17 protein-coding genes and 2 pseudogenes are annotated in these 24195 nt (G+C 37.0%); 6 read left to right on the top strand and 13 right to left on the bottom strand.

Annotated features, from left to right (window positions below; genetic code table 11):
• Window positions 1–47 precede the first annotated feature (47 nt).
• Window positions 48–2135, top strand: coding sequence for a dynamin family protein (locus A3223_RS05125; RefSeq protein ID WP_084109413.1), 2088 nt, complete (start codon window positions 48–50; stop codon window positions 2133–2135).
• Complete coding sequence (locus A3223_RS05130; protein WP_084109414.1) at window positions 2128–3960, top strand: dynamin family protein; 1833 nt, start codon at window positions 2128–2130, stop codon at window positions 3958–3960. Before A3223_RS05125 ends, A3223_RS05130 begins: the two co-directional genes overlap by 8 nt.
• Before the next feature lie 49 nt (window positions 3961–4009).
• Here the strand turns inward: A3223_RS05130 and A3223_RS05135 are convergent, their stop codons facing one another.
• Window positions 4010–6463 carry a molybdopterin-dependent oxidoreductase gene (locus A3223_RS05135; protein ID WP_084109415.1) on the bottom strand — a complete coding sequence of 818 codons (2454 nt, stop codon included), beginning with the start codon at window positions 6461–6463 and terminating at the stop codon, window positions 4010–4012.
• Window positions 6464–6624: 161 nt separating this feature from the next.
• Between A3223_RS05135 and A3223_RS05140 the strand changes: the two genes are divergently transcribed.
• Genes A3223_RS05140 through A3223_RS05150 form a run of 3 tightly spaced genes read left to right on the top strand, consistent with a single transcriptional unit; the run spans window position 6625 to window position 8111 of the window.
• Window positions 6625–6918, top strand: a complete 294-nt coding sequence (locus A3223_RS05140; protein ID WP_084109416.1) for a putative quinol monooxygenase — start codon at window positions 6625–6627, stop codon at window positions 6916–6918.
• A 32-nt stretch (window positions 6919–6950) separates the two neighbouring features.
• Window positions 6951–7172 (top strand): hypothetical protein, encoded by a 222-nt coding sequence (locus A3223_RS05145; protein WP_021091847.1) that lies wholly within the window; start codon window positions 6951–6953, stop codon window positions 7170–7172.
• A 51-nt stretch (window positions 7173–7223) separates the two neighbouring features.
• A complete protein-coding gene (locus A3223_RS05150) occupies window positions 7224–8111 on the top strand; it encodes a hypothetical protein (RefSeq protein WP_084109417.1) in 888 nt (295 codons plus the stop codon).
• 168 nt (window positions 8112–8279) lie between these two features.
• On the opposite strand, the gene A3223_RS05155 is transcribed toward A3223_RS05150, so the two are convergent.
• The 8 genes and pseudogenes from A3223_RS05155 to A3223_RS05190 all read right to left on the bottom strand — a co-directional run bounded on the left by A3223_RS05155 (window position 8280) and on the right by A3223_RS05190 (window position 16894).
• Window positions 8280–11018: a M16 family metallopeptidase gene (locus tag A3223_RS05155; protein ID WP_084109418.1), complete on the bottom strand. Its 2739-nt coding sequence runs from the start codon at window positions 11016–11018 to the stop codon at window positions 8280–8282.
• 74 nt (window positions 11019–11092) lie between these two features.
• Window positions 11093–11809, bottom strand: coding sequence for a transporter substrate-binding domain-containing protein (locus A3223_RS05160; protein WP_084109419.1), 717 nt, complete (start codon window positions 11807–11809; stop codon window positions 11093–11095).
• A gap of 194 nt (window positions 11810–12003) precedes the next feature.
• Window positions 12004–12615: pseudogene (locus A3223_RS10045) on the bottom strand (methyl-accepting chemotaxis protein); the annotation flags it as partial.
• A 555-nt stretch (window positions 12616–13170) separates the two neighbouring features.
• Window positions 13171–13956 (bottom strand): annotated as a pseudogene (locus A3223_RS10015) (nitrate- and nitrite sensing domain-containing protein); the annotation flags it as partial.
• Window positions 13957–14228: 272 nt separating this feature from the next.
• Window positions 14229–14579, bottom strand: a complete 351-nt coding sequence (locus tag A3223_RS05175; RefSeq protein WP_084109422.1) for a hypothetical protein — start codon at window positions 14577–14579, stop codon at window positions 14229–14231.
• A 98-nt stretch (window positions 14580–14677) separates the two neighbouring features.
• Entirely contained in the window at window positions 14678–15451 is a 774-nt protein-coding gene (locus A3223_RS05180; RefSeq protein ID WP_084109423.1) for a basic amino acid ABC transporter substrate-binding protein, read from the bottom strand.
• 11 nt (window positions 15452–15462) lie between these two features.
• Window positions 15463–16191 carry an amino acid ABC transporter ATP-binding protein gene (locus tag A3223_RS05185; protein WP_072595138.1) on the bottom strand — a complete coding sequence of 243 codons (729 nt, stop codon included), beginning with the start codon at window positions 16189–16191 and terminating at the stop codon, window positions 15463–15465.
• Window positions 16184–16894 carry an amino acid ABC transporter permease gene (locus A3223_RS05190; protein WP_021091602.1) on the bottom strand — a complete coding sequence of 237 codons (711 nt, stop codon included), beginning with the start codon at window positions 16892–16894 and terminating at the stop codon, window positions 16184–16186. The genes A3223_RS05185 and A3223_RS05190 overlap by 8 nt, the downstream gene beginning before the upstream one ends.
• Window positions 16895–17044: 150 nt before the next feature.
• Between A3223_RS05190 and putP the strand changes: the two genes are divergently transcribed.
• Window positions 17045–18532, top strand: coding sequence for a sodium/proline symporter PutP (gene putP, locus A3223_RS05195; protein ID WP_084109424.1), 1488 nt, complete (start codon window positions 17045–17047; stop codon window positions 18530–18532).
• Between the two features lie 58 nt (window positions 18533–18590).
• Here the strand turns inward: putP and mnmC are convergent, their stop codons facing one another.
• Genes mnmC through tyrS form a run of 4 tightly spaced genes read right to left on the bottom strand, consistent with a single transcriptional unit; the run spans window position 18591 to window position 24192 of the window.
• On the bottom strand, window positions 18591–20459 hold the full coding sequence (gene mnmC, locus A3223_RS05200; protein WP_084109425.1) for a bifunctional tRNA (5-methylaminomethyl-2-thiouridine)(34)-methyltransferase MnmD/FAD-dependent 5-carboxymethylaminomethyl-2-thiouridine(34) oxidoreductase MnmC: 1869 nt from the start codon (window positions 20457–20459) through the stop codon (window positions 18591–18593).
• Window positions 20456–21898, bottom strand: coding sequence for an N-acetylmuramoyl-L-alanine amidase family protein (locus tag A3223_RS05205; protein WP_084109426.1), 1443 nt, complete (start codon window positions 21896–21898; stop codon window positions 20456–20458). The genes mnmC and A3223_RS05205 overlap by 4 nt, the downstream gene beginning before the upstream one ends.
• Window positions 21895–22986 (bottom strand): nitronate monooxygenase, encoded by a 1092-nt coding sequence (locus tag A3223_RS05210; protein WP_021091713.1) that lies wholly within the window; start codon window positions 22984–22986, stop codon window positions 21895–21897. The genes A3223_RS05205 and A3223_RS05210 overlap by 4 nt, the downstream gene beginning before the upstream one ends.
• Complete coding sequence (tyrS, locus tag A3223_RS05215; protein ID WP_084109427.1) at window positions 22987–24192, bottom strand: tyrosine--tRNA ligase; 1206 nt, start codon at window positions 24190–24192, stop codon at window positions 22987–22989. It abuts the gene before it with no gap.
• Between the last annotated feature and the right edge of the window lie 3 nt (window positions 24193–24195).

A 24195-nucleotide genomic window follows, 5' to 3' on the forward strand; every position in this document is an offset into this window, starting at 1 on the left:
GTAAAAACGTAATAAAATCTAAAAAATTTTAAAAAAAAGAATCTTTAATGGACGAGTTTTTAAATCACGCTTGGCATTTAAATAAAATTTACGCCAACACTAATGCGAGCGTGCCTTTCTACCCAGATCTACTGGCGCTTCTTTTATCTTGTGATGAGAAAAATTTGGATGAGTTTATGGCTCTTGCCGAGTTTAGAACTATCTTAAAAAAGCTAGGCGTTGGACTTGATATCTTTAGCATACAAAGTGCTCAGCTAGCCACGCTAAAAGCACTAAATGAGGCAAAAATTTTAAGCGATGAACTCATAATCTACTTACAAAAGCTACGTGACGAAAAGATAATTAGCCATGAAAAATTTGATTTTTTAATAAAATTTATAAGCAAAAACTCAAATCAAAATAAAGCTGAAATTTCTAATGTAAAGCCAAAAGATCACTTTCACAAGAGCCTAGATTTTCTAAACGAGATAAATGAAAAAGCAAGCATGCTTGATGAAGATAAAGAATTTTTACTAGCTTTAAAAAACGCCAAAAAAAGATCAAATGAAACACTTTTTAACATCGCAGTAAGCGGCATCATAAACTCTGGCAAATCAACGCTTTTAAATGCGCTTTTAAATAAATCCATCCTTGGCACTTCAAATGTGCCTGAGACCATAAATTTAACCATCTTAAAGCACGCATCAAATAGCCATGCAAAGGTAAATTTTTATAGCCCAGACGAGCTAGAAAAGCTTGGACTTTCAAGCAAAAATTTACCAGCTAGTAGCGTAGAGATTAGCCTAGATGAGATAAAAAACTATACATCTTCAAGCTCAAAAACGGCAAATCTCGTAAAAAGCGTTGAGCTTTATGATGACTTGGAGCTTTTAAGAGATAATGTCTGCATTATAGACACTCCGGGCATAGATGATGCGATCGTTTTAAGAGAGCAAATAACTACAAATTTTATGAAAGAGTGCGACCTTTTGGCTCATCTCATGAATGCTTCGCAAAGTGCAACGCAAAAGGACGCACTATTTTTGAAAAAATGCCTTGAAAACTCACACATCGTAAGAGTTGCTATCGTGCTAACTCATGCTGACGAGTTAGACGCAAAGGGTATTAATGAAACGCTTAACTACGTAAAAAAGGCGATCGGTGAGCAGATAAATGACATTAAGATAGATTATTTTGCCCTTAGCGCGAAAGCTTATCTTGATGGTGCTTTAAATAGTGGCGTGCCGGAGTTTAAAGAGTATCTTTACGATGTGCTTTTTGGTAAAGACTCTAAAAAATCAGCTCTCATTTTAAGCTCATATCAAAAAGAATTGCAAAATATTTTAAAAACAAAACTCGAAGCCACAAAGGCTGAAATTTTAGAGCTTAAAGCATTTGGTTTAGAGCTAGAAGCTTTGCAAAACGAGCAAGCAAATATCAAAAATTCTCTTAATGAAAATTTCACAAAACTTGAAAGGCTTTTAGAAAGCGAGCTAAAAAAACTAGATGATAAAAATGCAAAAGATATCTATAAAATGGGGCTTGAAGCGTTACTGCAAAATCTAAATGAAAAGCTTAAGAGTGAGATTGCTTACTGTAAAAGTAAAAGAGAAAATTTAAATCTAAAGCGTCTTACACAAATAGCAAAAACTACACTTTGTGACGGAGTTGCGGCACTCATGAGAGAGGCCAGAAATGAAACTTTGGTGCAGACAAAGTCATGCGAGCAAAATATCGCTTTAAGCTTTGATGGCTTTAAGGTGAGTGAAAATAAAATTTTTAGTATAAATGACTTTTTAAAGCAAATGGGTGTGGAGCTTGATTTTAGCGAGCTTTTAGATGAACTTGAAGCTAAAATTTTAAGTAAAAATGAGCCAGATGAGGCACTTTTAAGTTTAAGAGAGAATTTACTTAACAATAAAAGCATATCGCAGTTTTGTGAGATGCTAGCAGAACACGAAAAAAAGCTGCTAAAAGAGCGAGTAAAAGCTTATGAGATGAGCCAAAAAGAGACTCTAAACCAAAGGCTTTTAGTACTCAATGAAAAACTTAATGAGCTCAATTTACAAAATCAAAGCTCGATTTTAAAGCTTAAACAAAAGACCTCCTTGCAAGATGAAATTTACTCACTTTTAGAGGATATTAAAAATGTTTAATGAGTTTATAAATGCCTACAAAGCGAGATATTTTAAGGTCTTTACAAATGATTTTAAGGGCGAGCTAGCTAGGCTCGTAAATAATCTAAACGATCCTAGCTTGCATATAAGCGAGCAGATAAAAGAGAGCTTAAATTTACTAATAGACACTCTAAATGAACCGCCGCTAATAGCTGTTATCGGTCAATTTTCAAGTGGGAAATCAACGTTTTTAAACGCACTTCTTGGCCAAGATATCTTGCCGTCAGGACTAACTCCAGTCACCGCAAAGGCTGTGAGGCTAAAATTTGCAAAGATGCCACTTCTAAGCGTGAAATTTATAAACGATAGCGAAAGCCTGCTAGCAAGTAGCGATCTAGCCGAGCTAAATAAGTTAGGCGAACAAGTTTCTGGCATGACGCTTTATGCGCCAAGTGAGATTTTAAAAGAGATAAATTTCATCGACACTCCTGGCCTAAACTCGCTAAGAGATGCTGACACAAAAGAGACAAAAAATACGCTAAAAAAGGTTAGTGGTGCGATATGGCTAAGCCTTGCAAACAATGCTGCAAAGGCTAGCGAGCTTGAAAGTATCAAAGAAATTTTAAAAGCCAATGATCTAAAAGCGATCTGCCTAATCAACCAAAAAGACAAACTAAGCGAGGAGGAGCTTGAAAGTTTGCTAAAACACGCTAGGCAAACTTATGGCGAGCTTTTTGAGGATATCATCGCTATCTCGTCAAAGCAAGCACTCCTTGGAATCACAAATAATGACAAAAGCCTACTTGAAGCTTCAAATTTTAACGAAGCTCTAAAGGCTATTAAAGAGTGCTTTTTAGACAAGAGCTTTAAAGAAAATTTCATAAAAGCAAGGGTAAAAAAGATCGTAAAACTCCTAACTAACGAGCAAGAAAAACATCTAGAAATTTATGATAATGCGCGGTTTATTTTAGATGAATTTAGTGGCTCATTAGATGAGAGGCTGGAGGCGATAAAAGAGGAGTTTAAGCCAAAGATCGCTTTAAGTTATAGTCAAATGAGTGAAGTTATAAAACTTGCTGCTGATGAGGTATTTAAGCTACTTAAGCCATTTTCAAAGACAAAATTTAACGCTTCAAAGACGCTTTTAAACAAAGAAATTTATAAGCGTGAAAATTTTGAGGTAATAAGTCTTGATAGCGACGAAGTCTTTTCAAAACTTATCTACGAAGATGTGGTTTTTAATAAATTTTTTAAACGCTACAAAAAAGATCTAAAAGAGCTAGAAAATGCAACAACCTCAGCGTTTAATGAGCTTTATAAAAATTTAGAGGATAAATTTTTAATATATAAATCTCGCTATGAAAATTACGCTAGCTTTGATGATCAAGTCTTGGCTTACGAAACAAAATCCATAAATACCTATGCCGGACGGACATATGAAAATTTTTTAAGAGAGTATGAAACGGCTAAATTTAAGGCCATACAAAAGGTCTCTTTGTTTTTTGAAAAGCTTGATATAAAGCTAGCCTCAAACTATGAAAACGCACTCAAACTCGCGGTTTATTTTATAAAACAAAAGATAGAAAAGACGCTAGAGTCGCATCTACAGATGAATACACCACTTTATATTCCAAGTGCAAAAGATGTCTATGAGCGTATGCTTGATGCGTTTAGTCTTTATGAGTTTGAAGCTTTAATGTGCTCAAACAGCTCGTTTTTAAATAAAATTTTGCTTGATATAAAAAGCGATTTTAATAAAATTTATACTTTAAAAATAGCAATGCTTGATGGCTTAAAAACAAGAGTTAAAGAGCAGATTTCAAAGATTGAAGAGCTTTGTGAAAATTCATTGCTATTAAGATAAATAAAATTTTTAAAGCTTAGAAGCTATCCATTTAAGGATAGCTTCTGTTTTATGCGTGCATTATGCTAATCTTTGGTGCGTCAAATGCTGTCACGCGCTTTGGCACGCCTTTAAATTTCTCGACATTCACAAGGCTTGTGTGAGCGGTGTTGCTCTGGCTCATCTTGCTTGATGGCACATCTTTTGTGAGCACGTTTAAGTTTCCGTGCAAGCAAAGGCTCTTCTCGCCCGGTTTTTCAGGGTCATACCAAGCACCTTCGCTTACTATTACGACATTTTGTGGCACGTCCTCGGTGACAAATGCACCGCACAAAATTTCACCCCTATCATTAAACACGCGCACCACGTCGCCCATCTTTATCCCTCTAGCTTCGGCTGTCTTTGGATTTATTAGCACTGGCTCGCGCTCTGCGATCTCGTTAAAGTTGCGAAGCACGGAGTTATTTAGCTGTGAGTGAAGCCTAAATTTAGAGTGTGCGCCGCTAATTGCGATAGGATATTTTTTATTTTTTGCGCCAAGCCACTCAAATGGCTCAAGCCAAGCTGCATGCGGTGGGCAGTCATCATAGCCAAAGCCAGCGACCGTTTCAGAGTAAATTTCTATCTTGCCAGATGGCGTTTTTAGCGGATTTGCCACTGGATCGTCGCGGAATTTCTTATAGTTTGTAAAGTAACGTTTTTTCTCATCGATCTTGTCAAATCTAAAATATCTCTTCTCCCAAAATTCCTCAAAGCTAGGCATACTCTCATACCCAAGCTCGGTAGCCTTTTTAACGGCATCTTCATATATTGTCTTGACCCACTCTAGCTCACTTTTACCCTCGCTAAATGCCTCTTCCCTGCCCCACTCTTTGGCGATCAGCCTTGCGATCTCAAAGTCACTCTTGCTCTCGCCAAATGGCTTAACAAGCGGTTTTAGTGCAAATAGATACTCGCTCGTTGAATTTGCCATCTCAATGTCAGTTCGCTCGTACTCAAGTGAAGCTGGCAGGACGATGTCGCTAAATTTAGCTGTACTTGTCCAAAACGGCTCGCAAGTGATGATAGCATTAACGTTTCGCATAGCTTTTATCGCCCTGTTTGCGTCAGGATGCCTTGTGAAAGTCGAGCCATTGGCATTAAACATCACTCTGATCTTTGGTAGTTTATAGCTCTTGCCATTTCTTGTTATCTCCTTGCCTGGGCTTAGAAGTGCGTCTATGAGCCTTGAGTTTGGCATTTCGTAGCCCTTTGTCTTTGGTACCAGCCCGCTATCAATAAATTTTTGAGGCACCTTTGTCTCAAACGCCGCTAGTTTAGGTGCTATGAAGCTCTCATCAGCATTTTTGTGCATACCGTCATTTGTGACAAAGCCACAACCCTCTTTGCCGATGTGTCCAAGCATCGCATTTAGCGTCACAAGCGCCCAGTATGCCATCTCGCCGTGATCTTGTCTTTGTATGGCATAGCCACTAACTATAACTGAATCATTTTTAGCTAGATCTTCGCTAAATTTCGCAAGATCTTGCTCGCTAACGCCACAAATCTTACTTGCCCAAGCTAGGTTTTTATTGACCCCGTCAGTTTTGCCAAGCATGTACTCTTTAAATTTATCAAAGCCAACTGTGTATTTTTCTATAAATTCTTTGTTGTAAAGCCCTTTTTCATAAAGGTAGTTACACATACCTATCATCATCGCCGTATCGGTGCAAGGCACGACTTCAAGGTATTTTGAGTCAAAGTATTTTGCGCTATCGTTGTGATAAACATCGATGCTATAAATTTTCATCTCACCACTCGCGCCTTTTTTTCTGATCTCATCATAGTATTTATATGAGTTGTGAAGCGGCACGCCAATGGCGATCTTGTTTGAAACGACTGGGTTTGTGCCCCAAAATACGATCGTTTTGGCATTTTTTAAGATCGCCTCCCACTTTGTTGGCGCTAGCGCAGGATCGACAAAGCCAGTGACGTGAGGCATGATGACAGTCGCTGCGCCGTATGAGTAGCCACCTAGCTCATTTACGTAGCCGCCAAGCACGTTAAGTAGCCTTTTTGCGGTCTTTTGGCTGTGACCAACCTTACCAAGGCTACCCCACTGATAAACCTGCCCATAGATCGCTTCAGCACCGTATTTATCAAAATTTTCTTTTAAAATTTTTGCACTTAGCTTTATAGCCTCGTCCCAGCTCACACGCACAAATTCTTCTTTACCGCGAAGCTCTGGTTTTGGGTTGTTTGGATTGGCTAAAAAGCTCTTTCTAACAAATGGATATTTTACTCTGCTCTCGTTTTGGATGTAGTCAATGACTGCGTTATTTAGCTCGTTTGGATAAGCATCGCCCTCAAATGGTACGGTCTCAACCACGCGACCTGCGATCGTTTTTACATAAAATGGGCCAAATTTATTTGCGCTTAGTCCGCTTTGTTTGTCAAATAACGCTTGCTCTGCGCTGCCAAGCTCTTTTGCTTGAAGGCTAGCTGCGCCTAATGCGCTTAATCTTAAAAAGTCTCGTCTTTTCATTCTTTCTCCGATTTTGGTTAAATTTATTATTTTTGGTTGGTTTTAGAAATTATAAATTTAGGGTTTTGTATCATTTCATCGTTTAAAGACCTTGTAATGTAATACGCAAACTTGCGTCTAAATTGCGCTATTTTAGCCAAATTTTTTTAAAGGATGGGCAGATGATTGGATTTTATGTAAATGTAAAGTTAAAGGCTGGGTGTGAGGCGAAATTTGAAGAAATTTTAAAAGAGATAGTGCCAGCTTCAAGAAAAGATAAAGGCTGCATAAGCTACGAGTGCGGCATGGTTGCGGGCGGTAAAAACGAGTACTGCTTTATGGAGATTTGGGAAGATCTTGCAAGCCAAAAAGAGCATATGAAAAGCGCTCATATGGTGAAAAATGCAGCCGCGCTGGAGGCTTGCAAAGAGAGCCAAGAGGTAAAAATAGTAAATTTTGTAAGCGTAAAGGAATAATATTTGCTTTAAAAAGGGCAAAATCCACAAAAATGAGCGAAGAAAAAATGCTTGAGATGATAAATGCGACTGCTGATATTATATTTATGGCCGTACTTAGAGGGCGAGTAAGCTTTGAAGCTTGTAAAAAAGATAGGGAATTTATCGACTCTTTAAGAGAAGAGCTACTTGGCAAAAATCCAAATAAATTTAAAATCGCCCAAAACTCATACCAAATGATCGCCATTTTTGAAAAATACCGCAATAAAAAATAATCCACTTAAAATTTAAATCTGCTTGCCGATATTGTGTTAAAGGATTTTGACATGATAAACACACTAAATGGATTTAATCAAAGCTTTAACTACCAAGACGCTTTTAGTAAGCGCCAAGCCACAAACACGAATTTAAACAAAGTAGAAATTCCCGCTGAAACTGCGGACATCAAGCATCTACCACTCTCTGGCTACTCATCAAATGATAAAATTTCTATCTGGGGCAAGATAAATGGCCTTGATAGCGGGGCGAACAAAGATGAAGTCACTAGCCTTAAAAATTTCGTTGATAGCACGAAGCTTTGGCGAGCAAGCTCTATCCTAACTAGCGAGAAAAACGGATTTAGCGTAGATGAGTTCATCAAAAATCACAAAATGAGCATAAACAATAAAATAATCAATAATGCTTTTGGTGCTCTTTATCTAAACCGTGAGGCTACAAATTTGCTAGACTCTGATCTAAGTATCGATGAGTTTAAAGATAAATGGCTGGAATTTACCGCCGAAAGGATACTTGGCGAGCATGCAAATGTAAAAATTTCTTTTAAAGACGGGGCTTTGCATTACGAGCAAAGCTCGGATAAAAAACGTATAGAATTCTTGGGTCAGCCTATGTTGCACCGTGTGAGCTACGCTGATAAAAACAGCAAAGATGAGTTTTTAAAATTTCTAAAAACAAGTTATGAAAAGGGCGAGAGCATCGCTGATGTGCTTCAAAATATCGCTCTTACGCCAGTTAGAGAAAATGGCGGTGAAGAGATGGAAGAAGAGAAATTTAAGCCTATGCAAGTTACCAAAAAGAGCGTAACTTACACGGATAAAGATATAAAACGTGAGTTTTTTGAGGAATTTATTAGGCGCGAGGTCGAAAATGGAGCGAGCTTTGATGATCTAGTACAAAAGCTAAACAAGCTAAAGCCAAAGGATATCCTCGCTTAGCTTTGGCTTTAGGCTGAAATTTTAGGGGCTGGCTTGGCTCTTTAAATTTCTACTTAGATTTGAATTTAAAAAGCCAATTAGCCAACTAATTTAAAAAGCTAGCTTATCTTAATAAATTTTTACTCGCATTTAAATTTTAAGAGCTAGCCAGCTTGACTCTTAAAATTTCTACTTTGGATTATTTATACTTATCACCATATTTTTCTCATCAAGATATAGCCTAGCAGCCTCTTTGATATCGTCATTTGTGATGACTTTTACCGCACTTATGTACTCATCAGCCGTATAAAGTGGCGTGTTAAAAATTTTATTTGAGATGATGAGCTTTTGCCAAAACTCAGGCTTTTCATAATCTTTTTTTATAGAAATTTCACTCTGTGCCTTAAAATCCTCCAAATGCTTTGGCAAGATCGCGCCACTACTCTTGATGTTAGTTATTATCTGCTTTATCTCAGCGATGATCTTATCCGTGTTTGCGGGATCGCAAGTAAAGCTAATTAGCATATCTGAATGCTCATAAGGATAGCGTGAGAGCTTGGCATTTAGGCTAAAACCATATGTTTGACCCTTATCTTCTCTGATCTTTTCTCGAAGCGCCGTTTTTAAAATTTCACTTAATGCCCTTAGCCTAATCGCTCCTTCAAAGCTATATTTTGCATCAGAATTTATGATGTTTATACCAACATCGCTTCTTTTTGTGCTTTGATACTCCTTTTTAAAGGTATGTTGTCCCTTGATACTTCGCACGCCATCGTCTTTAAAATTTTCAGCTTCGCCAAGCTTTGGCAAAGTGGCGATATACTTTTTAATAAGTGGCAAAAGCCTCTCTTCGTCGGTGTCGCCGATGATTACAAAAGTATATGAGGCTGCATTTGTAAATTTGTCTTTGATGATCTCTTTTAGCTCATTTAGCTTTAGCGCGTCGATCTGAGCCATCTCAAGCGGCGCTACACGTTTATTGTTTTCGTAAAAAAACTTGCTAAATTCGGTGCTAAATTTATATTCAGGCAAATTTTGCTCTTTACTTAGCTCATCCTTTGTTCTTTGCTTGATACGCTCTAGCACATGAGCATCGGCTCTTGGAGCGCTAAATTCTAAATTTATAACAGCTAGCAGCGAGCTAAGATCGCTGGTGCTTGATGAGCCATAAATGCCTTGCGTGAGTGCTTCTATACCCTTTTCGTAACTTACGATCTTTCCATTTAGCGCCTTTGAGAGCTCATAGTTATTAAATTTACCAACGCCGCTTTCATTTGTGAGCGCAACTGCAAAGCTACCAAGCTTTGGATCAGTCAAATTTGATGTGCCTCCTTTGCTGATGGCTGCAAACAAAACGCTATCTTTTTTAGTAGCTAGTGGCTTAAAGATAACTTGCGAGCCATTTGAGATTTTGTAGGTATAAATTCCATTTTTTTCATCAAAGCTTCTTGAGCTTATCTCTTTTGGCTCTAAATTTTCATTGCCTAGGTTCTTATCGTTGTTGCTAGCAGATAGGTTTGTGTTATAAGCAGGCGCTTTGGCAAAAAGCTTTAAAAACTCATCTTTGCTAAGCTTAAAACCATCTTTGCTAAAAATTCTTACACGCTCATCAGAAATGGCCAAAAATTGCCTAAATCTATCATTCACGTCAGCTAGCGTAATCTCGTTTAATAGTTTTAAAATAAGCTCTTTATCGTCTTCATCGCTTAACACAAAGCCACCATTTTCTATCATATTTAAAATTTGTCCAGCGTAAGCGCTTGATTTTTTAGTCTTTGAGCGTTTAAATTTTGCATCTACATTTGCCACAAACGCCTTTTTTACATCTTTAAAATCATCTTTATTAAAGCCAAACTCTTTAATGCCTTTTATAACGCCAAGCATATCTTTAAGGCTTGCGTTAAAATCGCCTCCAAGTACATTTGTTTCAAAACTATAAATTTTCTGCTTTGCTTGAAGTGTTTGAGCTATAAAATCAGTGCTTAAATTTGATGAATTATTTGCATTTTTTTGCTCATAAAGCATATTTATTAGGCTTGCGATAAGTGCATCTTCTAGATTTCTCTTTGCGTCAGCTTCATTTACAACTGGGCTAAATTTATCAAAATAGCTAAGTCTAACTAGCTCCATTCCAATTTCATTCGAGTCATAGTTAAAAATATTTAAACCACTTTTAAAGCTGATATTTTTTTCTGGATGAATGTAAGAATTTGTATTTTTTGCTTGGCTAAAGTTTTTTTCTATTAAGCTTTTTATCTCATTTTTATCAAAGTCGCCAACAGCAACAAAGCTCATAAATCTTGGCTGATAAAGCCTCTCGTAAAATTCTTGCATGTGCTTAGCATCTACGCTTTTGATGACGTTCATATCGCCTATTGGCACTCTTTTTAGATAGATACTGCCCTCAAAAATATCTTTTGTTTGAGCCAAATAAAGCCTATATCCTGGCGTATTTCTCTGACGCTCCTCTTCCATTATGACGCCGCGCTCCTTATCAAGCTCCTTAGGATCGATTTTAACGCCATCTATCCAATTCGAAAAGACCTTAAATGTATCTTGTAAATTTTTCTCATTTACATTAATCGTTAAAACATAGCTCGTCTGATCGTAGCTCGTCTGCGCGTTTAGATCGGCTCCAAATTTCACACCAAGGCTCTCAAGCTGCTTAATGAGCTCATTTTTACTAAAATCACGGCTGCCATTAAATGCCATGTGCTCCAAAAAGTGAGCAAGACCTTGCTCGCCATCTTTTTCATCAGTTGAACCGGAATTTATAACAAGATAAAAAATAGCTGTTTTTTGTGGAAATTTATTCTCTTTGATATAGTATTTTAGCCCGTTTTTTAGCTCTCCATTTAACATATCTTTATCGTTTTGAAGCGCAAAAAGACCCATTGCTAGACAAAAAAGCAACAAAATTTTTCTCATTATTTTCCTTTTAAATTTTAATCGATAGACAAAGCAGAATTTAGCATAAGCCTGCAAATTTGCAGGCTAGAAGATTATTTTAGATCGTATTTTTTAAGTAAAGCTTCGTAGCTTCCGTCTTTTTTCATATCATCTAAAATTTGATTTATTTTCTCTATTAACGCGCTCTCTTTTCCTTTATCAAAAGCTATTGAAAAGCCCTCGCTGCCATCAACTTCGTTGAAAAATGCTTCAAGTTCTGGATTTTTCTTGATAAAGCCATATCCGATAGAGCTATCAAGGATGACTGCGTCAAATTTGCCAACTTTTAATCCCATGATGAGTGGCACAGTATCTTCTGAAGGCACTACTTTTACGCCATTTATAGCATTTGCTGCTAGCTCTTGGACGGTGCCTTGTTGCACGCCAACTCTTTTGCCAGCTAGCTCTTCTTTAGCTTTTAATGCGTCATTGCCTCTTTTCTTTAGATAAAGATTTTCAGTTAGATAGTATGGCTTTGTAAAATCAATCGATTTTAATCTATCTGAAGTCGCACTCATCGCACTTATAATTCCATTTATTTTGCCGGCTTTAAGCGCTGGGATAAGGCCGTCAAAACTCATATTTATGATCTTATATGAAAAGCCTGCACGCTTTGAAATTTCATCGATTAGCTCGATGTCAAAGCCTGTTATTTTGTTATTTTCATCGATATATTCAAATGGTGGATAGTTCGCCGCTGTGCCAAATTTTAGCTCATTTGCACAAAGAGCAACAAAAGCTGTGAGTAAAAGAGCAAAGATCTTTTTCATAATAGTGTCCTTTAAGGTGATTTAGTGGCTTAATTATCAGTATTTCTCTATTAAAAATTGTTTAAATTTACAATAAAAGAAAAATGCTATAAATAATCGTATAGCAAAGTAGCATATAAATTTTTATAGATAAGTTCTATCCCTTAATTATTTTAAGGGATAGAATAATAAGAGTTCTAAGAGTAAGTCAAAGATTAAAATTTATTTTTTCTAACTTCGTTTACTATCGCCTTAGCCATGTCGTCAACATCAGATGTTACTTCATTTGCTTTATTGACAATTGTTACATTATCTTTTGTGAGAGTATCTATTTGAGCAACTGATTGATTTATCATGTTGATTCCTTCACTTTGCTCTTTTATAGATTCGCTCATTTCATTGATTGATTGAGCTAGTACATTTGTATTTGCCTCTATCTCTGTTAGAGATTTTTGAGTTCTCTCTGCTAGTTTTCTAACCTCATCTGCAACAACCGCAAAGCCTCTACCATGCTCTCCTGCACGTGCTGCCTCGATCGCGGCATTAAGAGCTAGTAAATTTGTTTGATCAGCTATATCTCTAATAATAGTTATGATGTTTTTGATCTCGTCACTTTGTCTAATAACATCAGATGTTTTTTGAGATATTGCATTCATAGAGCTTGACATTTGCTCTACTGCGGCAGCAGACTCTTGAAGTGAGTTTGCTTGTACATTTGCGCCTTGAGTTAGTTCTTTCATTGACTGACTTAAAGCCTCAGCCTTTTCTTCTAGCACATGAGCTTGATCTAAATTTGCCCTTAACATCTTGGCTATCTCTTCACCAAGAGCATTTATACCAACCGCCATTTTGCCATCATCTTCAAGCCTTTTAGTAAAGTCTTGTTTTTTAAAGCTTTCTAGTAGATTTAACACGTCATCGCCATTTTCCGCAATAGCATGTTTTAGTGCAATTTGTAAGTCTTTGAAAGTTTGTTTTAGCTGGCTAAGTGCAGGATTTGAAGTATCTGCATTAAGCTGAGCTACGTAGTTACCTTTGCCGATTTGATTTACAAAAGTATTTGCTTCTTTAATGAAATTATTTTGCTCAGATAAATTTGCCTCGATTTGTTTGATATTCTCATTAATCAGTGCGCTCATCTGTCCGATCTCGTCGCTACCGCTACGATCTAAAAATTCAGCTTTATTAGTTTTATTATTTAAAAAGTCAAAAAACTTAACTAAGCCATTTTTAGTCTGATCTATGCCAGAGATCAAATTTTTACCTATCAATGTAGATACTAGCAACATAAGCAAAATACAAATCGCAATCACTATTGAGCTAAAAATAAGTTGGGTATTTGCTTCACTTTTTATGTGTTGTGCATCTTTTTGCATACTATCAAGTAGTTTAAGCTCAAGCTCTCTCATCGCATCTATTGAAATACTTATCTTTGAAAACCAACTCGCTGCGTCATAAGATGCATCTTCAGCAGTAACTACATTTTTAATAATATTCATCGCATCTATAAAATCAGCTTTTTTTCTAGCGATAGCATCAAATTCTTCGCTAAATTCTTTTGGGTTGTATTCGTCAAAGTCCTGCATAAATTTATTTATAACGCTATTTAGTGCAACTACTTTGTTATAGTCCTCTTTGCTTATGCTCTTTTTAGTAAAAATTCCATTTAAAGTAGCACGCAAAATACCAAAAGACTCTTTTATCTCACCAACAATAATGATACGCTTTAGATCATCTACCAAGCTAGGCTCGAGCTTATCGCTATATCCATTTATAGCAATAACCTCTTTTCTTAAAATTTTTGTTATACGACTAATTAGATCATTACCACTTTTTTGATCCACATTTGAGCGGATACTATTTATCTCTGAAACTATTTCATTTTTCTCTTCAAGTTTATCAAGCGCAGCATCTACTTTTTTACGCTGCTCTAATAAATTTTTATTATCCCCTCCTGCTAACACACCTGAGCTAAATCCGCGTTCTTTTTGCATTTCATGGATAAAATTATTTTGATTTATTATTGTATCCACGATTTTCTCGCTAAACTCTGCTTTTGAGCGAGTTTTTAAGATACCATTTAGCATGTATGCGCTCATGATACCAAGGCCAATAAGACTGACGATAACTATCGCCATAATCTTAGATTTAATACCTAGATTATTCATTTTCTCTCCTTTTAGTTTTTCTTAAATATCTGCTTCAAAAAATAAAGCCATACGACTTTAATACTTAAAATTTATCAACCAAAAAATGCTTTTGGTTATTTTTATAAAAAATATTGATTAACGCATTTATGTAAAATTTTAATTTATATTTAGCTCTATTAAATAGTAGGAATTTTTTAACAAAATTGTGATACATGCAAATAGAAAATAGCACATTTAAAATAAATGCTGTTCTCATCCTGGGTGATTTCATTATATTCTCCTTAAAAAATTCACTGATTTATGAAATGTGTTGGTTGTTTATGTGCAAATACCATTCCAAAAGCACCATAAGTATCAACTGCTAGTTTAGAAGTCTCTACTGTGCATCTTGTGCCTAATTTTAGACCCATAAGATCAAAATCCTTGCAAAACATTCCATCTATTCCGTAAGCAACAGAAATCTCTTTTAAAAATTCGTTCGCCAATAAACCTTCTAAAGTCTGTGTTTTAGGCTGTCTGACAGATTCAAGTGCTTCAATCATTACTCTTCTATGTGCTGCTTGATCAGGAACTGTCACAGAAGCTATATAAACCAACAATCCTAGCCAAAAAATGGTTTGCAAAATTTCTGAAATTTTCATTTTAAATCCTTTTAACTATTTTGAATATTATTAAAAATTTAAGAATCCTTATTTTTACAAAAAACAACTTACACTCTATAAAAGCTCTAGTTTAAAATTTACTTCTTTAAATCATACTTAACAAGTATTTTGTCAAATTCGCCAGATTTTTGTAGCTCATCAATCGCTGCGTCTATCTTTTTGATAAGCTCAGTGTGTTTGCCTTTATCAAACGCCATCGCAAATCCTTCTGTGCCATCAGGAACTCTTAAAAATTCTTCCAAATCTGGATTTTGTTTTAAATATTCAACTCCTATCGGACTATCAGTTAGCACAACATCGATTTTACCAGCGTTTAGTGACATGATAGCAGCTGCTACATTTTCAGCAGGTATCGATTTAGTGGTTATGCTTTTGGCTGCTTCTTCTTGAAGTGTCCCGACTTGAGCTGAAATTTTCTTATCCTTAAGGTTGTCTTTATTTACATCTGAGCCTTTTTTGCGGATAAATAAATTTTCTGAAAAATAATATGGCTTGGTAAAATCAACCGATTTCCTTCTCTCATCAGTTGCACTCATTCCGCTTATGGCAATATCAATTTTACCGGTTTTTAATGCTGATATCAGTCCATCAAAGCTCATATTTGCAACATCAAATTTTATCCCAGTTTTTTTGGTGATCTCATTTAATAAATCTATCTCAAAGCCAACAATTTTATTATTTTCATCAAGATATTCAAAAGGTGGATAATCAGCGCTCGAGCCAACTTTATAAACTACATTTTTACTAGCTTCTTCGGCATTATTTGCTGTATTTTTTTTATTAGCGTCATCGCCACAACCTATTAAAAATAAAACCAAACTTGCCATCAAAAATTTTAAAATTTTACTCATTTCCTACTCCTTTAATGATTTAAAATTTTGCCTAAAAACTCTTTTAAGCGCTCATGTTGCGGATTTGTAAAGACATTTTTTGGTGTGTCATCAACTGCAATTTTGCCTTTATCCATAAAGAAAATTCTATTTGCCACATTCCTTGCAAAGCCCATTTCATGGGTCACCACAAGCATCGTTATGCCCCTTGCAGCAACATCTTTCATGATATCAAGCACCTCTCCGATCATCTCAGGATCAAGCGCACTTGTCGGTTCATCAAAAAGTATCACTTCTGGCTCCATCGCTAGGCTTCTAGCGATCGCAATACGTTGCTTTTGTCCGCCTGAAAGCTTGTGCGGATAGGCAAATTTCTTATCACTTAGCCCAACACTTTTTAGCAATTCATCGGCTCTTTTTTCTGCACTTGCTTTATCTAAAATTCCCGCTTTTATCGGAGCTAGAGTTAAATTTTGCAAGACGTTTTTATTTGCAAAAAGATTAAAGTGCTGAAAAACCATGCTCACTTTTTGGCGAATTTTATTTATGTCTGATTTTTTATCTAAAATATCTTCACCATTTATCTTTATGTGTCCGCTATCTGGCTCTTCAAGGCGATTTATGCAGCGTAAAAATGTACTTTTTCCACCACCACTTGGACCAATTATAGCTATAACTTCACCCTTTTTTATATCTACGCTAATATCATTTAAAACACGCAAATCGCCATAACTTTTGTTTAAATTTTTAATCTCAATCATGGCGGTTTAATCTCCTCTCAAGTAGTTTTGTCAAAAGTGTAAAAAATTTAACACTCACATAATAGACAATGCCTGTAAAAATGACTGGCTCTGGACTATAAAAGACCGCTTGCAAGCTCTTACTTTGCATCGTAATATCAACGACACTTATATAACCCACGACTGATGTCTCTTTAAATAACGATATAAACTCATTTGCAAGAGCTGGTAAGATATTTTTCGTAGCTTGTGGAAAAACTATCTCGCGCATCGAAACATAGTAGTTTAGTCCCATCGCACGAGCCGCTTCCATTTGTCCTTTATCGACGCTATTTATGCCACTTCGCACGATCTCGGCCACATAAGCAGAGCTATTTAGTCCAAGTGCGATGAGAGCTACATAAAAATTATCACTCCATGTTGCAAAAATGACAACTGAAAATATTAAAAGTTGAAGTATTACAGGTGTTCCACGTAAGATATCGATATATTCATCGATTATAAAATTTAAGACTTTAATATTTAAAAATTTAATAAACGCCAAGGTAAATCCAAGCGTTATGCCTATGGCAATACCACCTATCGTAAGTCCTAAAGTCACTCCGTAACTTTTGATATAAGCGATCTCTTGAGCCTCACTAAGATCTCTTGGATAGAAAAAATATGCTCCAAGTGAGACGATTATTATAAAAAATAGAAATTTAGCTAAATTTTGAGCCTTCAACTTCGTCCTTCTCTTTAAAATATGGCTTTAAATAATACGAAAAAATTTATATCATTTTGCTTAAAAGTGTTTAAGGATCGGCACTGAATGTTGTAATTTAAAAAAATTTATATTAACATAAGCCATTTATCTTAATTTGAAAGGAAATTTATGAGCTTTGGGTCTTATTTAGCCATCGCCATCTATTTTGGCTTTTTGCTCTTTATCGGACGATATTTCTACGATAAAAATGCAAGTATGAACGAATATCTGCTAGATAACCGTCGAATGGGTCCAGTAGTTACTGCACTTAGTGCTGGTGCTTCTGATATGAGTGGTTGGATGCTACTTGGCGTGCCCGGAGCATTATACGCAACTGGCATAGCAAATGTGTGGATGATAATCGGTCTTATCATTGGAGCTTACTGCAACTATCTATTTTTAGCAAAGAGGCTTAGAATTTATACTGAAGTTGCGAGTGATAGCATCACAATACCAGACTTTTTAGAAAATCGCTTTAAAGATAGGACTAAAATTTTAAGAATCATCTCTGGTCTTATCATTTTGATCTTTTTCACACTTTATGTAAGTAGCGGCATCATCGCTGGCGGAAAGACATTTGAGAGCTTTTTTGGTTTAAAATTTGCCTACGGAGCGGTCTTTACACTTGTTATCGTAGTCTTTTACACATTTTTTGGTGGATTTAAAGCAGTTAGTATAACTGACGCATTTCAGGGGCTTTTGATGTTTTGTGTCCTAGTCTCGATCCCAGTCGTGGCATATCTAAATTTAGACTTGCCAAGCGATACAAATTTGATAAAAGAGATAAGCAAGCTTGATGCAAATCACCTAAATCCATTTAGAGATCAAACTTTTTGGGGAATTTTAGGACTTATGGCTTGGGGATTTGGCTATTTTGGTCAGCCACACATCATTGTTAGATTTATGGCGATACGCGATTCAAAAGAGCTTGCTAAAGCAAGAAGAATAGGCATTGGTTGGATGAGCATTGGGTTGATTGGTGCGATTATGAGCGGACTTATCGGCTTTGTCTACTTTACTCAAAGAGGCGGTCTTAGTGATCCTGAAACGGTGTTTTTAAAGCTTGGTGAGCTACTTTTCCCACCATTTTTTATAGGCATTATCATCTCAGCTGTGCTTTCAGCGATCATGAGCACTATCTCAAGTCAGCTTTTAGTTACATCTAGCTCGGTAACAAAGGATTTTATCTTTGCATTCTATAAAAAAGAGATTAGTCAAAATACACAAACAGCGATCAGTCGCTATGCTGTCGTAGTAGTGGCCATAGTTGCTACAATACTCGCCTTTATCTCGACAGATAATGTTCTAAACGTCGTTGGCAACGCTTGGGCTGGATTTGGTGCGAGCTTTGGACCAGTGCTACTTTTTAGCCTTTACTGGAAGCGCATGAGTGCACTTGGAGCATTAGCTGGTATGATAGCTGGAGGTGCGACCGTAATATTTTGGATCACTTCAGGGCTAAACACTTACGTTTATGAAATTTTACCTGGCATCATAGCTTCTTGTATAGCGATCATTAGCGTAAGTATCTGGGGAGATGCGATAAATAAAATGACGAGCGAACCTCACGAGCAAGTCATAAAAGATGAATTTGAAAAGATGAAAACAAGGCTTTAAGCCTTATCTTATAAGAAATTCCTAGTATCTTGTGCTAGGAATTTCTGCTAATTGCCTCTTAAAGTTTTAATCCCTTTTTTAGTTTTCTTATCAAAAATCTAGCTGGATGAAGTTCATGAAATAGCGATCTTTCTATACAAAGTGGGCGATCAAGCACAAGATCAACTATCAAATTTGCTCCAAGTATCGCTGTGCCAAGACCTCGCGAGCCGTGAGCAAAATTTACAAAGACATTTTTTTCGTAGCTTGCCTTTGGATTGTTATCTCTATTTTTGCTCCAAAATAGCCCTTTGTAGTTTTGCTTGTAAAATTCTTCGTCATGCAAGGCGCCAATTATCGGAAACCTATCTCCACTATAGTTCCTATATCCCACACGTGAACCGATAATGGTGGCTTTTGTGGTGTCAAAAAACTCGCTTACATCGCTTAAATTTTTAGTATTATCCTCAACTTTAGGCGTATCACAAATTTCATTTCTGGCATAAGTTGCACCGATAACTTGCACGCCTTTTACAGCTGGGCAGATGTAGCCTTTTGCGCTTAGCGGCATGGTATTTTTTAGCACTGGTTTTAGGTGCGTGACTTGACCTCTGACGCTGCTTATTTGCATGTCGTAGCCCTTAAAAATTTCACTGCTCTTACTGCCAGTGCAAAAGACCAAAATATCGGTCTCTAAATTTTTACCATTTTTAAATTTAACACTTATCTTATCGTTTTGTAGATGCGCCCTACTCTCATACTCGTGATTAAATAAAATTTCAAAACTACCTGATAAAAATTTACAAATTTCTCTTGGCCTAGCGTAAGCGCCGTCTTTTATAAATATCCCAGGATATGGCTTTAAGCTCTCATCAAATTTAAAAATATCCTCTACGCTTTGATCCTGCCACGAGCCATATCTTTTAATAAGCTCATCGTCAAATGCGTAGTCGATGCAGCCATTAAATTTGATAAGGCTTTTTGGCAAAGTTGCCTTGTAAAATCTCACTGCTTGCAAAAATGCGTTTAAGTGCATGCGACCTAAATTTACCCCAGGCTTTGTAACTAGTGGCATCAAAGCACCACAGTGATTGCCTGAGCCATTTGTAGCCACTTCACCCTTTGCCTCGGCGATCACCACTTTAAAGCCATTTTTGGCTAGCTCGCCAGCTGTTGCAAGTCCAGCCACGCCAGCTCCTATAATAAGTGCTGTTTTATCTTTTGGTTTAGCAACTGGCTCGCATCTCGCAAACCAAGCATCCTTTAAATTTTCATCCTTTTTCTCTAGCACGGCGCTACTCATCTGGCGTTTTCTAGAGTAACCCTCTTTTAGGCTTAGCAAAAAGCCAGCGCTCTTTAGCCCGTCTTTTACTATTTTTGTGCACGAGTAGGTTCTAGCAATCGTGCCAACCCTGCTTAGCCTTGCGATCTGTCTAAAAATTTCTTCGCTCCAGATCGAGTCATTTTTACTTGGAGCAAAGCCATCTAGAAACCAGATGTCAGCGCTAAAATCAAGCTCAGGTAAAATTTCTTTAGCCTCGCCGTAGCAAAGATCAAGTGTGATATTTGGGGCAAAATTTATACGGTGTATGCCCTCAATAAGAGGTGGATAGAGCGAAACCAGCTTTTTAGCATAAGCTTTAAAAATGCCTAAATTTTCATAAATTTTTAAAATATCTTCTTTTTTGATAGGGCTTTTTTCGATGCTAACAAAGTGAAATTTTTTAGAACTATTTTTAAATTTCTTACAAAGTGTGAAGAAATTTAGCCCAGCACCAAAGCCAGTCTCAGCGATGATGAAGCTGTCTTTACTCTGCCAAATTTCATCAAGTGCGCTTGCAAAGACAAATTCACTCTCAAGCCAAGGTTTGTCGGTATTAAAGTAGATGTCACCAAACTCCTCGTTAAATGGAATTTGTCCCTTGAAGCTTAAATTTGCATTTTTCATCTATTTTTTACAAAATATCCATCGATGCCGTTTGCGATGCCGTTTGCAAGGGCATTTTGATATGCATCATTAAAGAGCTTTTCGCCCTCGACTGGATGCGTGATATAGCCGATCTCAACAAGAACTGCTGGCATAAGAGCGCCTACGAGTACCCAAAACGGCGCTTCTCTCACACTGCCGTCACTTGCAGCATAGACCTTTCTAGCACTTGCTAAAATTTCTTTTTGGATATCGATGCCAAGCTTGTTTGAGGCGATGATCTTCTCGCGGTTTAGCACGTTTAGAAATGTCTGCTGCGAAAAGTAGTTCATCTCTTCTATATCTGATTTGTTCTCAAGCGCAGCTGCGTTTTTACTACGTTCACTTCGTGCAGGCGATAAGAAAAATGTCTCAATGCCGTGCATGCTCTTTGCCTTTGTGGCATTTGGAGCGGCATTTGCGTGAATGGAGACAAAGAGGTCAGCCATCTTGTCGTTTGCAAATTTTGTTCTTGTTCTTAAATTTATAAAGACATCGGTTGATCTGGTAAAAAAGACCTTGTAGCCACGCGCTTTTAGTATGTCGCCAAGTTTTTTGGCTACGCCTAAAACGGCTGTTTTTTCTTGCAGTTTGCCATTTACTGCACCTGGATCAGTGCCACCATGACCCGGATCGATGACGATCGTTTTGTTGCGTGAAAATTTACCAGTCGCAACTGGTGGCAAAGGTGCTGCCACTGGCTCACTTTGTGCAGGCTGCGGCTTTAAATTTGGCTCAGGCTCTTTGTGTGGCACTTCTTCATTTTTGTTTTTAGTTTTATGAAGTGGTGCTTTTACATTTTCATTTGAGATAAAATTTTGAGCGCTGATTACAAGCAGATCACCTGTTGCATTTGCTTTTATAGTCTTTTGGGCCTTATCAGAAAAAATAACTCTAACAGTATTTTTATCATACTGCGAGATATGAATGTAATCAGATATGAAATTTTTATAAGTTAGCGGATTACCATTTAATCTACCATCGATATCCATAATGTTTTTATATGTATTTTGCTGCTTTAAAAAGGATGTTTTTAATTTTGCAGTATCAATTTTTGTATTAAACTTAAGTACTAAAGTGTCATTTACCTTGGTTGCACTAAGCAGCGTCAAAGCAGCATTACTAGGCATACTAGCGCTCTTTACGCCATTTAATGCATTTAGATCTTTTATATACCCACTTGAGTCAAAACCAAGCGATTTTGAGCTGGTTATGAGTCTTGTGAGTGCTTGTTTTTTTATATTTTTATCGTTTTTTATGATCGCGTCGACATAGATATCTTTTATATCGTTGTGAAATTTAATCTTTGCACTTCTGCTTGAGCTGGCAAAATTTTTATCAAATTTTGCAAATATCTCTGAATTTGTCGCAGCAAAAAGAAAATTACAAACAATAAAAAAGAGTATTATCGCTCGTTTCATTCACCATGTACCAGCTTGTGCATTAGCTCTTTTACGCTTATTAGCTCTTTTAGCTTATATCCATTTGCTCCCGTGAAAAATAACCCAGTCTCTTTTTTGCCACTAAATGAGTCAAACAGCCTATCAGCGATGCAATATCCAACCTCTTTAGCTCCTTTGCCCCTTTGACAAGGGCTCACACAGTTGCTTATGCACTGGATCTTTGGTCCCATCCTTTTTTCTACCAAATTTATCAAATTTGTTCTAATCCCACGAGCTGGATAGCCAACTGGACTTTTTATAAGCTCTATGTCCTTTTCCTCGGCTGCTAGTATCACTTCTTTAAAGCCAATATCTGCGTCACACTCATGAGTACCGATAAAGCGTGTGCCCATTTGAACGCCGTCTGCTCCAAGCGATATTGCTTTTTCGATATCATTCTTATCCCAAATTCCACCGGCTGCTATGAGCGGAAAATCACCCCACTCTTTTATCTCGGCCTTTACTTGTGGGATTAGATTAAATAGCGAAAACTCAGGGTCAAGACACTGCTCGTATGTAAAGCCCTGGTGTCCACCGCTTAGTGGTCCTTCAAGCACAACCGCGTCTGGCAAGCGATCATATCTTTGTAGCCAACGTTTGCAGATGATCTTTAGTGCTTTTGCACTTGAGATAATAGGAACTAGCGCAACCTCTTTAAAATTTTGTGTAAACTCTGGCAAATTCGTAGGTAGTCCAGCACCTGATACGATGATATTTATACCGGCTTCACAAGCATCTTTTACCACTCTTGCGTAGTCATTTGCAGCATACATTATATTTACGCCAAGTGGCAAATCTCCACAAATTTTTCGGGCATTCTCAATAATTGCTCTAAGACCTCTTGTTGAGTAGAAATTCTCACTTCCAAATGGCTTTGCATTTAGCTCTTTGTTTATAAATTTACGATTTTCATAATATCCTGTACCAACTGAGCTAATTATTCCAAGACCGCCTTCTAGGCTGACATTGCCAGCTAGCTTGTCCCAGCTAATGCCAAGTCCCATACCGCCTTGAAATATCGGATACTTTATCTCATATTTTCCTATTTTTAATGGCTTTAACTCCATCTATTCAACCTTTACTTTTGCAAATTTACGCTTACCAACTTGCAAGATATATTCACCTGCCTCTAATTTTAACTGCTCATCACTGATCTTTTCTTGATTAATGCTAATCGCATTTGCCCTTATGTCGCGTCTTGCTTGAGAATTTGACTCGCTTAGTTCGCACTGTGATAAAGCTTCCACTATCCAAACTGGTGCTTTTAGGCTAAATTCTTTTATATCAGTTGGGAGCTGATTTTGAGAGTGCACGCTGTTAAACTCAGCCATCGCAGCCTTTGCAGCTTCCTCACCGTGATACCTTGCTGTTATCTCGTACGCAAGGTCCTCTTTTGCTTTTTTTGGATGATACTTGCCATTTTTTACGTCGTTCATTAAATTTTCTATCTCGCCAAGGCTTTTTGTGCTTAAAAGCTCGTACCAACGCCACATTAGCTCATCGCTTATACTAAGTGTTTTTGCAAACATATCATTTGCATTTTCGGTTACGCCGATGTAGTTTCCAAGACTTTTGCTCATCTTATTTACACCATCAAGCCCCTCAAGAAGTGGCATCATGATGACAGCTTGCTCTTTGCCGACATTATAAGTCCTCTGCAAAGTTCTACCCATTAGAAGGTTAAATTTTTGATCCGTACCGCCCATCTCGATATCGCACTTCATCGCAACGCTATCATAACCCTGAAGAAGCGGATACATAAATTCACAAATTGAAATTGGGCTGCCAGCTTTTATCCTTTTTTCAAAATCATCGCGCTCTAGCATTCTAGCGACTGAAAATGTACTAGTTAGCTCTATCATTCCAGCAGCTCCAAGCTCATTTGACCATTTTGAGTTAAACATGATCACAGTCTTTTTTGGGTCTAAAATTTTAAAAACTTGCTCTTCGTAGGTTTTAGCGTTTTTTAAAACCGTCTCTTGATCTAGCTTCTTTCTGGTGGCTGATTTGCCGGTTGGATCGCCTATTTGAGCGGTAAAATCGCCTATTAAAAACTGCACGATCGCGCCATGTTTTTGAAGAAGTGCCATCTTGTTTAAAACAACTGTGTGTCCCAAGTGAAGGTCTGGAGCAGTTGGATCAAAGCCAGCCTTTACATAGAAATTTTCACCTTTTTCATAATAGTTTTTTATTAAATTCTCAACTCTTTCAAAGTCAATAATCTCGGCAACACCGCGTTTTATCTCTTGTAAAATTTCAGCTATATCTTGCATTAT

Origin of the sequence: Campylobacter concisus (assembly GCF_002092855.1) — a bacterium.
Taxonomy (GTDB): domain Bacteria; phylum Campylobacterota; class Campylobacteria; order Campylobacterales; family Campylobacteraceae; genus Campylobacter_A; species Campylobacter_A concisus_AI.

Coding starts and splice junctions, on each gene's coding strand:
- A3223_RS05125 (WP_084109413.1), top strand. CDS start 48: ATGGACGAGTTTTTAAATCACGCTTGGCATTTAAATAAAATTTACGCC.
- A3223_RS05130 (WP_084109414.1), top strand. CDS start 2,128: ATGTTTAATGAGTTTATAAATGCCTACAAAGCGAGATATTTTAAGGTC.
- A3223_RS05135 (WP_084109415.1), bottom strand. CDS start 6,463: ATGAAAAGACGAGACTTTTTAAGATTAAGCGCATTAGGCGCAGCTAGC.
- A3223_RS05140 (WP_084109416.1), top strand. CDS start 6,625: ATGATTGGATTTTATGTAAATGTAAAGTTAAAGGCTGGGTGTGAGGCG.
- A3223_RS05145 (WP_021091847.1), top strand. CDS start 6,951: ATGAGCGAAGAAAAAATGCTTGAGATGATAAATGCGACTGCTGATATT.
- A3223_RS05150 (WP_084109417.1), top strand. CDS start 7,224: ATGATAAACACACTAAATGGATTTAATCAAAGCTTTAACTACCAAGAC.
- A3223_RS05155 (WP_084109418.1), bottom strand. CDS start 11,018: ATGAGAAAAATTTTGTTGCTTTTTTGTCTAGCAATGGGTCTTTTTGCG.
- A3223_RS05160 (WP_084109419.1), bottom strand. CDS start 11,809: ATGAAAAAGATCTTTGCTCTTTTACTCACAGCTTTTGTTGCTCTTTGT.
- A3223_RS05175 (WP_084109422.1), bottom strand. CDS start 14,579: ATGAAAATTTCAGAAATTTTGCAAACCATTTTTTGGCTAGGATTGTTG.
- A3223_RS05180 (WP_084109423.1), bottom strand. CDS start 15,451: ATGAGTAAAATTTTAAAATTTTTGATGGCAAGTTTGGTTTTATTTTTA.
- A3223_RS05185 (WP_072595138.1), bottom strand. CDS start 16,191: ATGATTGAGATTAAAAATTTAAACAAAAGTTATGGCGATTTGCGTGTT.
- putP (WP_084109424.1), top strand. CDS start 17,045: ATGAGCTTTGGGTCTTATTTAGCCATCGCCATCTATTTTGGCTTTTTG.
- mnmC (WP_084109425.1), bottom strand. CDS start 20,459: ATGAAAAATGCAAATTTAAGCTTCAAGGGACAAATTCCATTTAACGAG.
- A3223_RS05205 (WP_084109426.1), bottom strand. CDS start 21,898: ATGAAACGAGCGATAATACTCTTTTTTATTGTTTGTAATTTTCTTTTT.
- A3223_RS05210 (WP_021091713.1), bottom strand. CDS start 22,986: ATGGAGTTAAAGCCATTAAAAATAGGAAAATATGAGATAAAGTATCCG.
- tyrS (WP_084109427.1), bottom strand. CDS start 24,192: ATGCAAGATATAGCTGAAATTTTACAAGAGATAAAACGCGGTGTTGCC.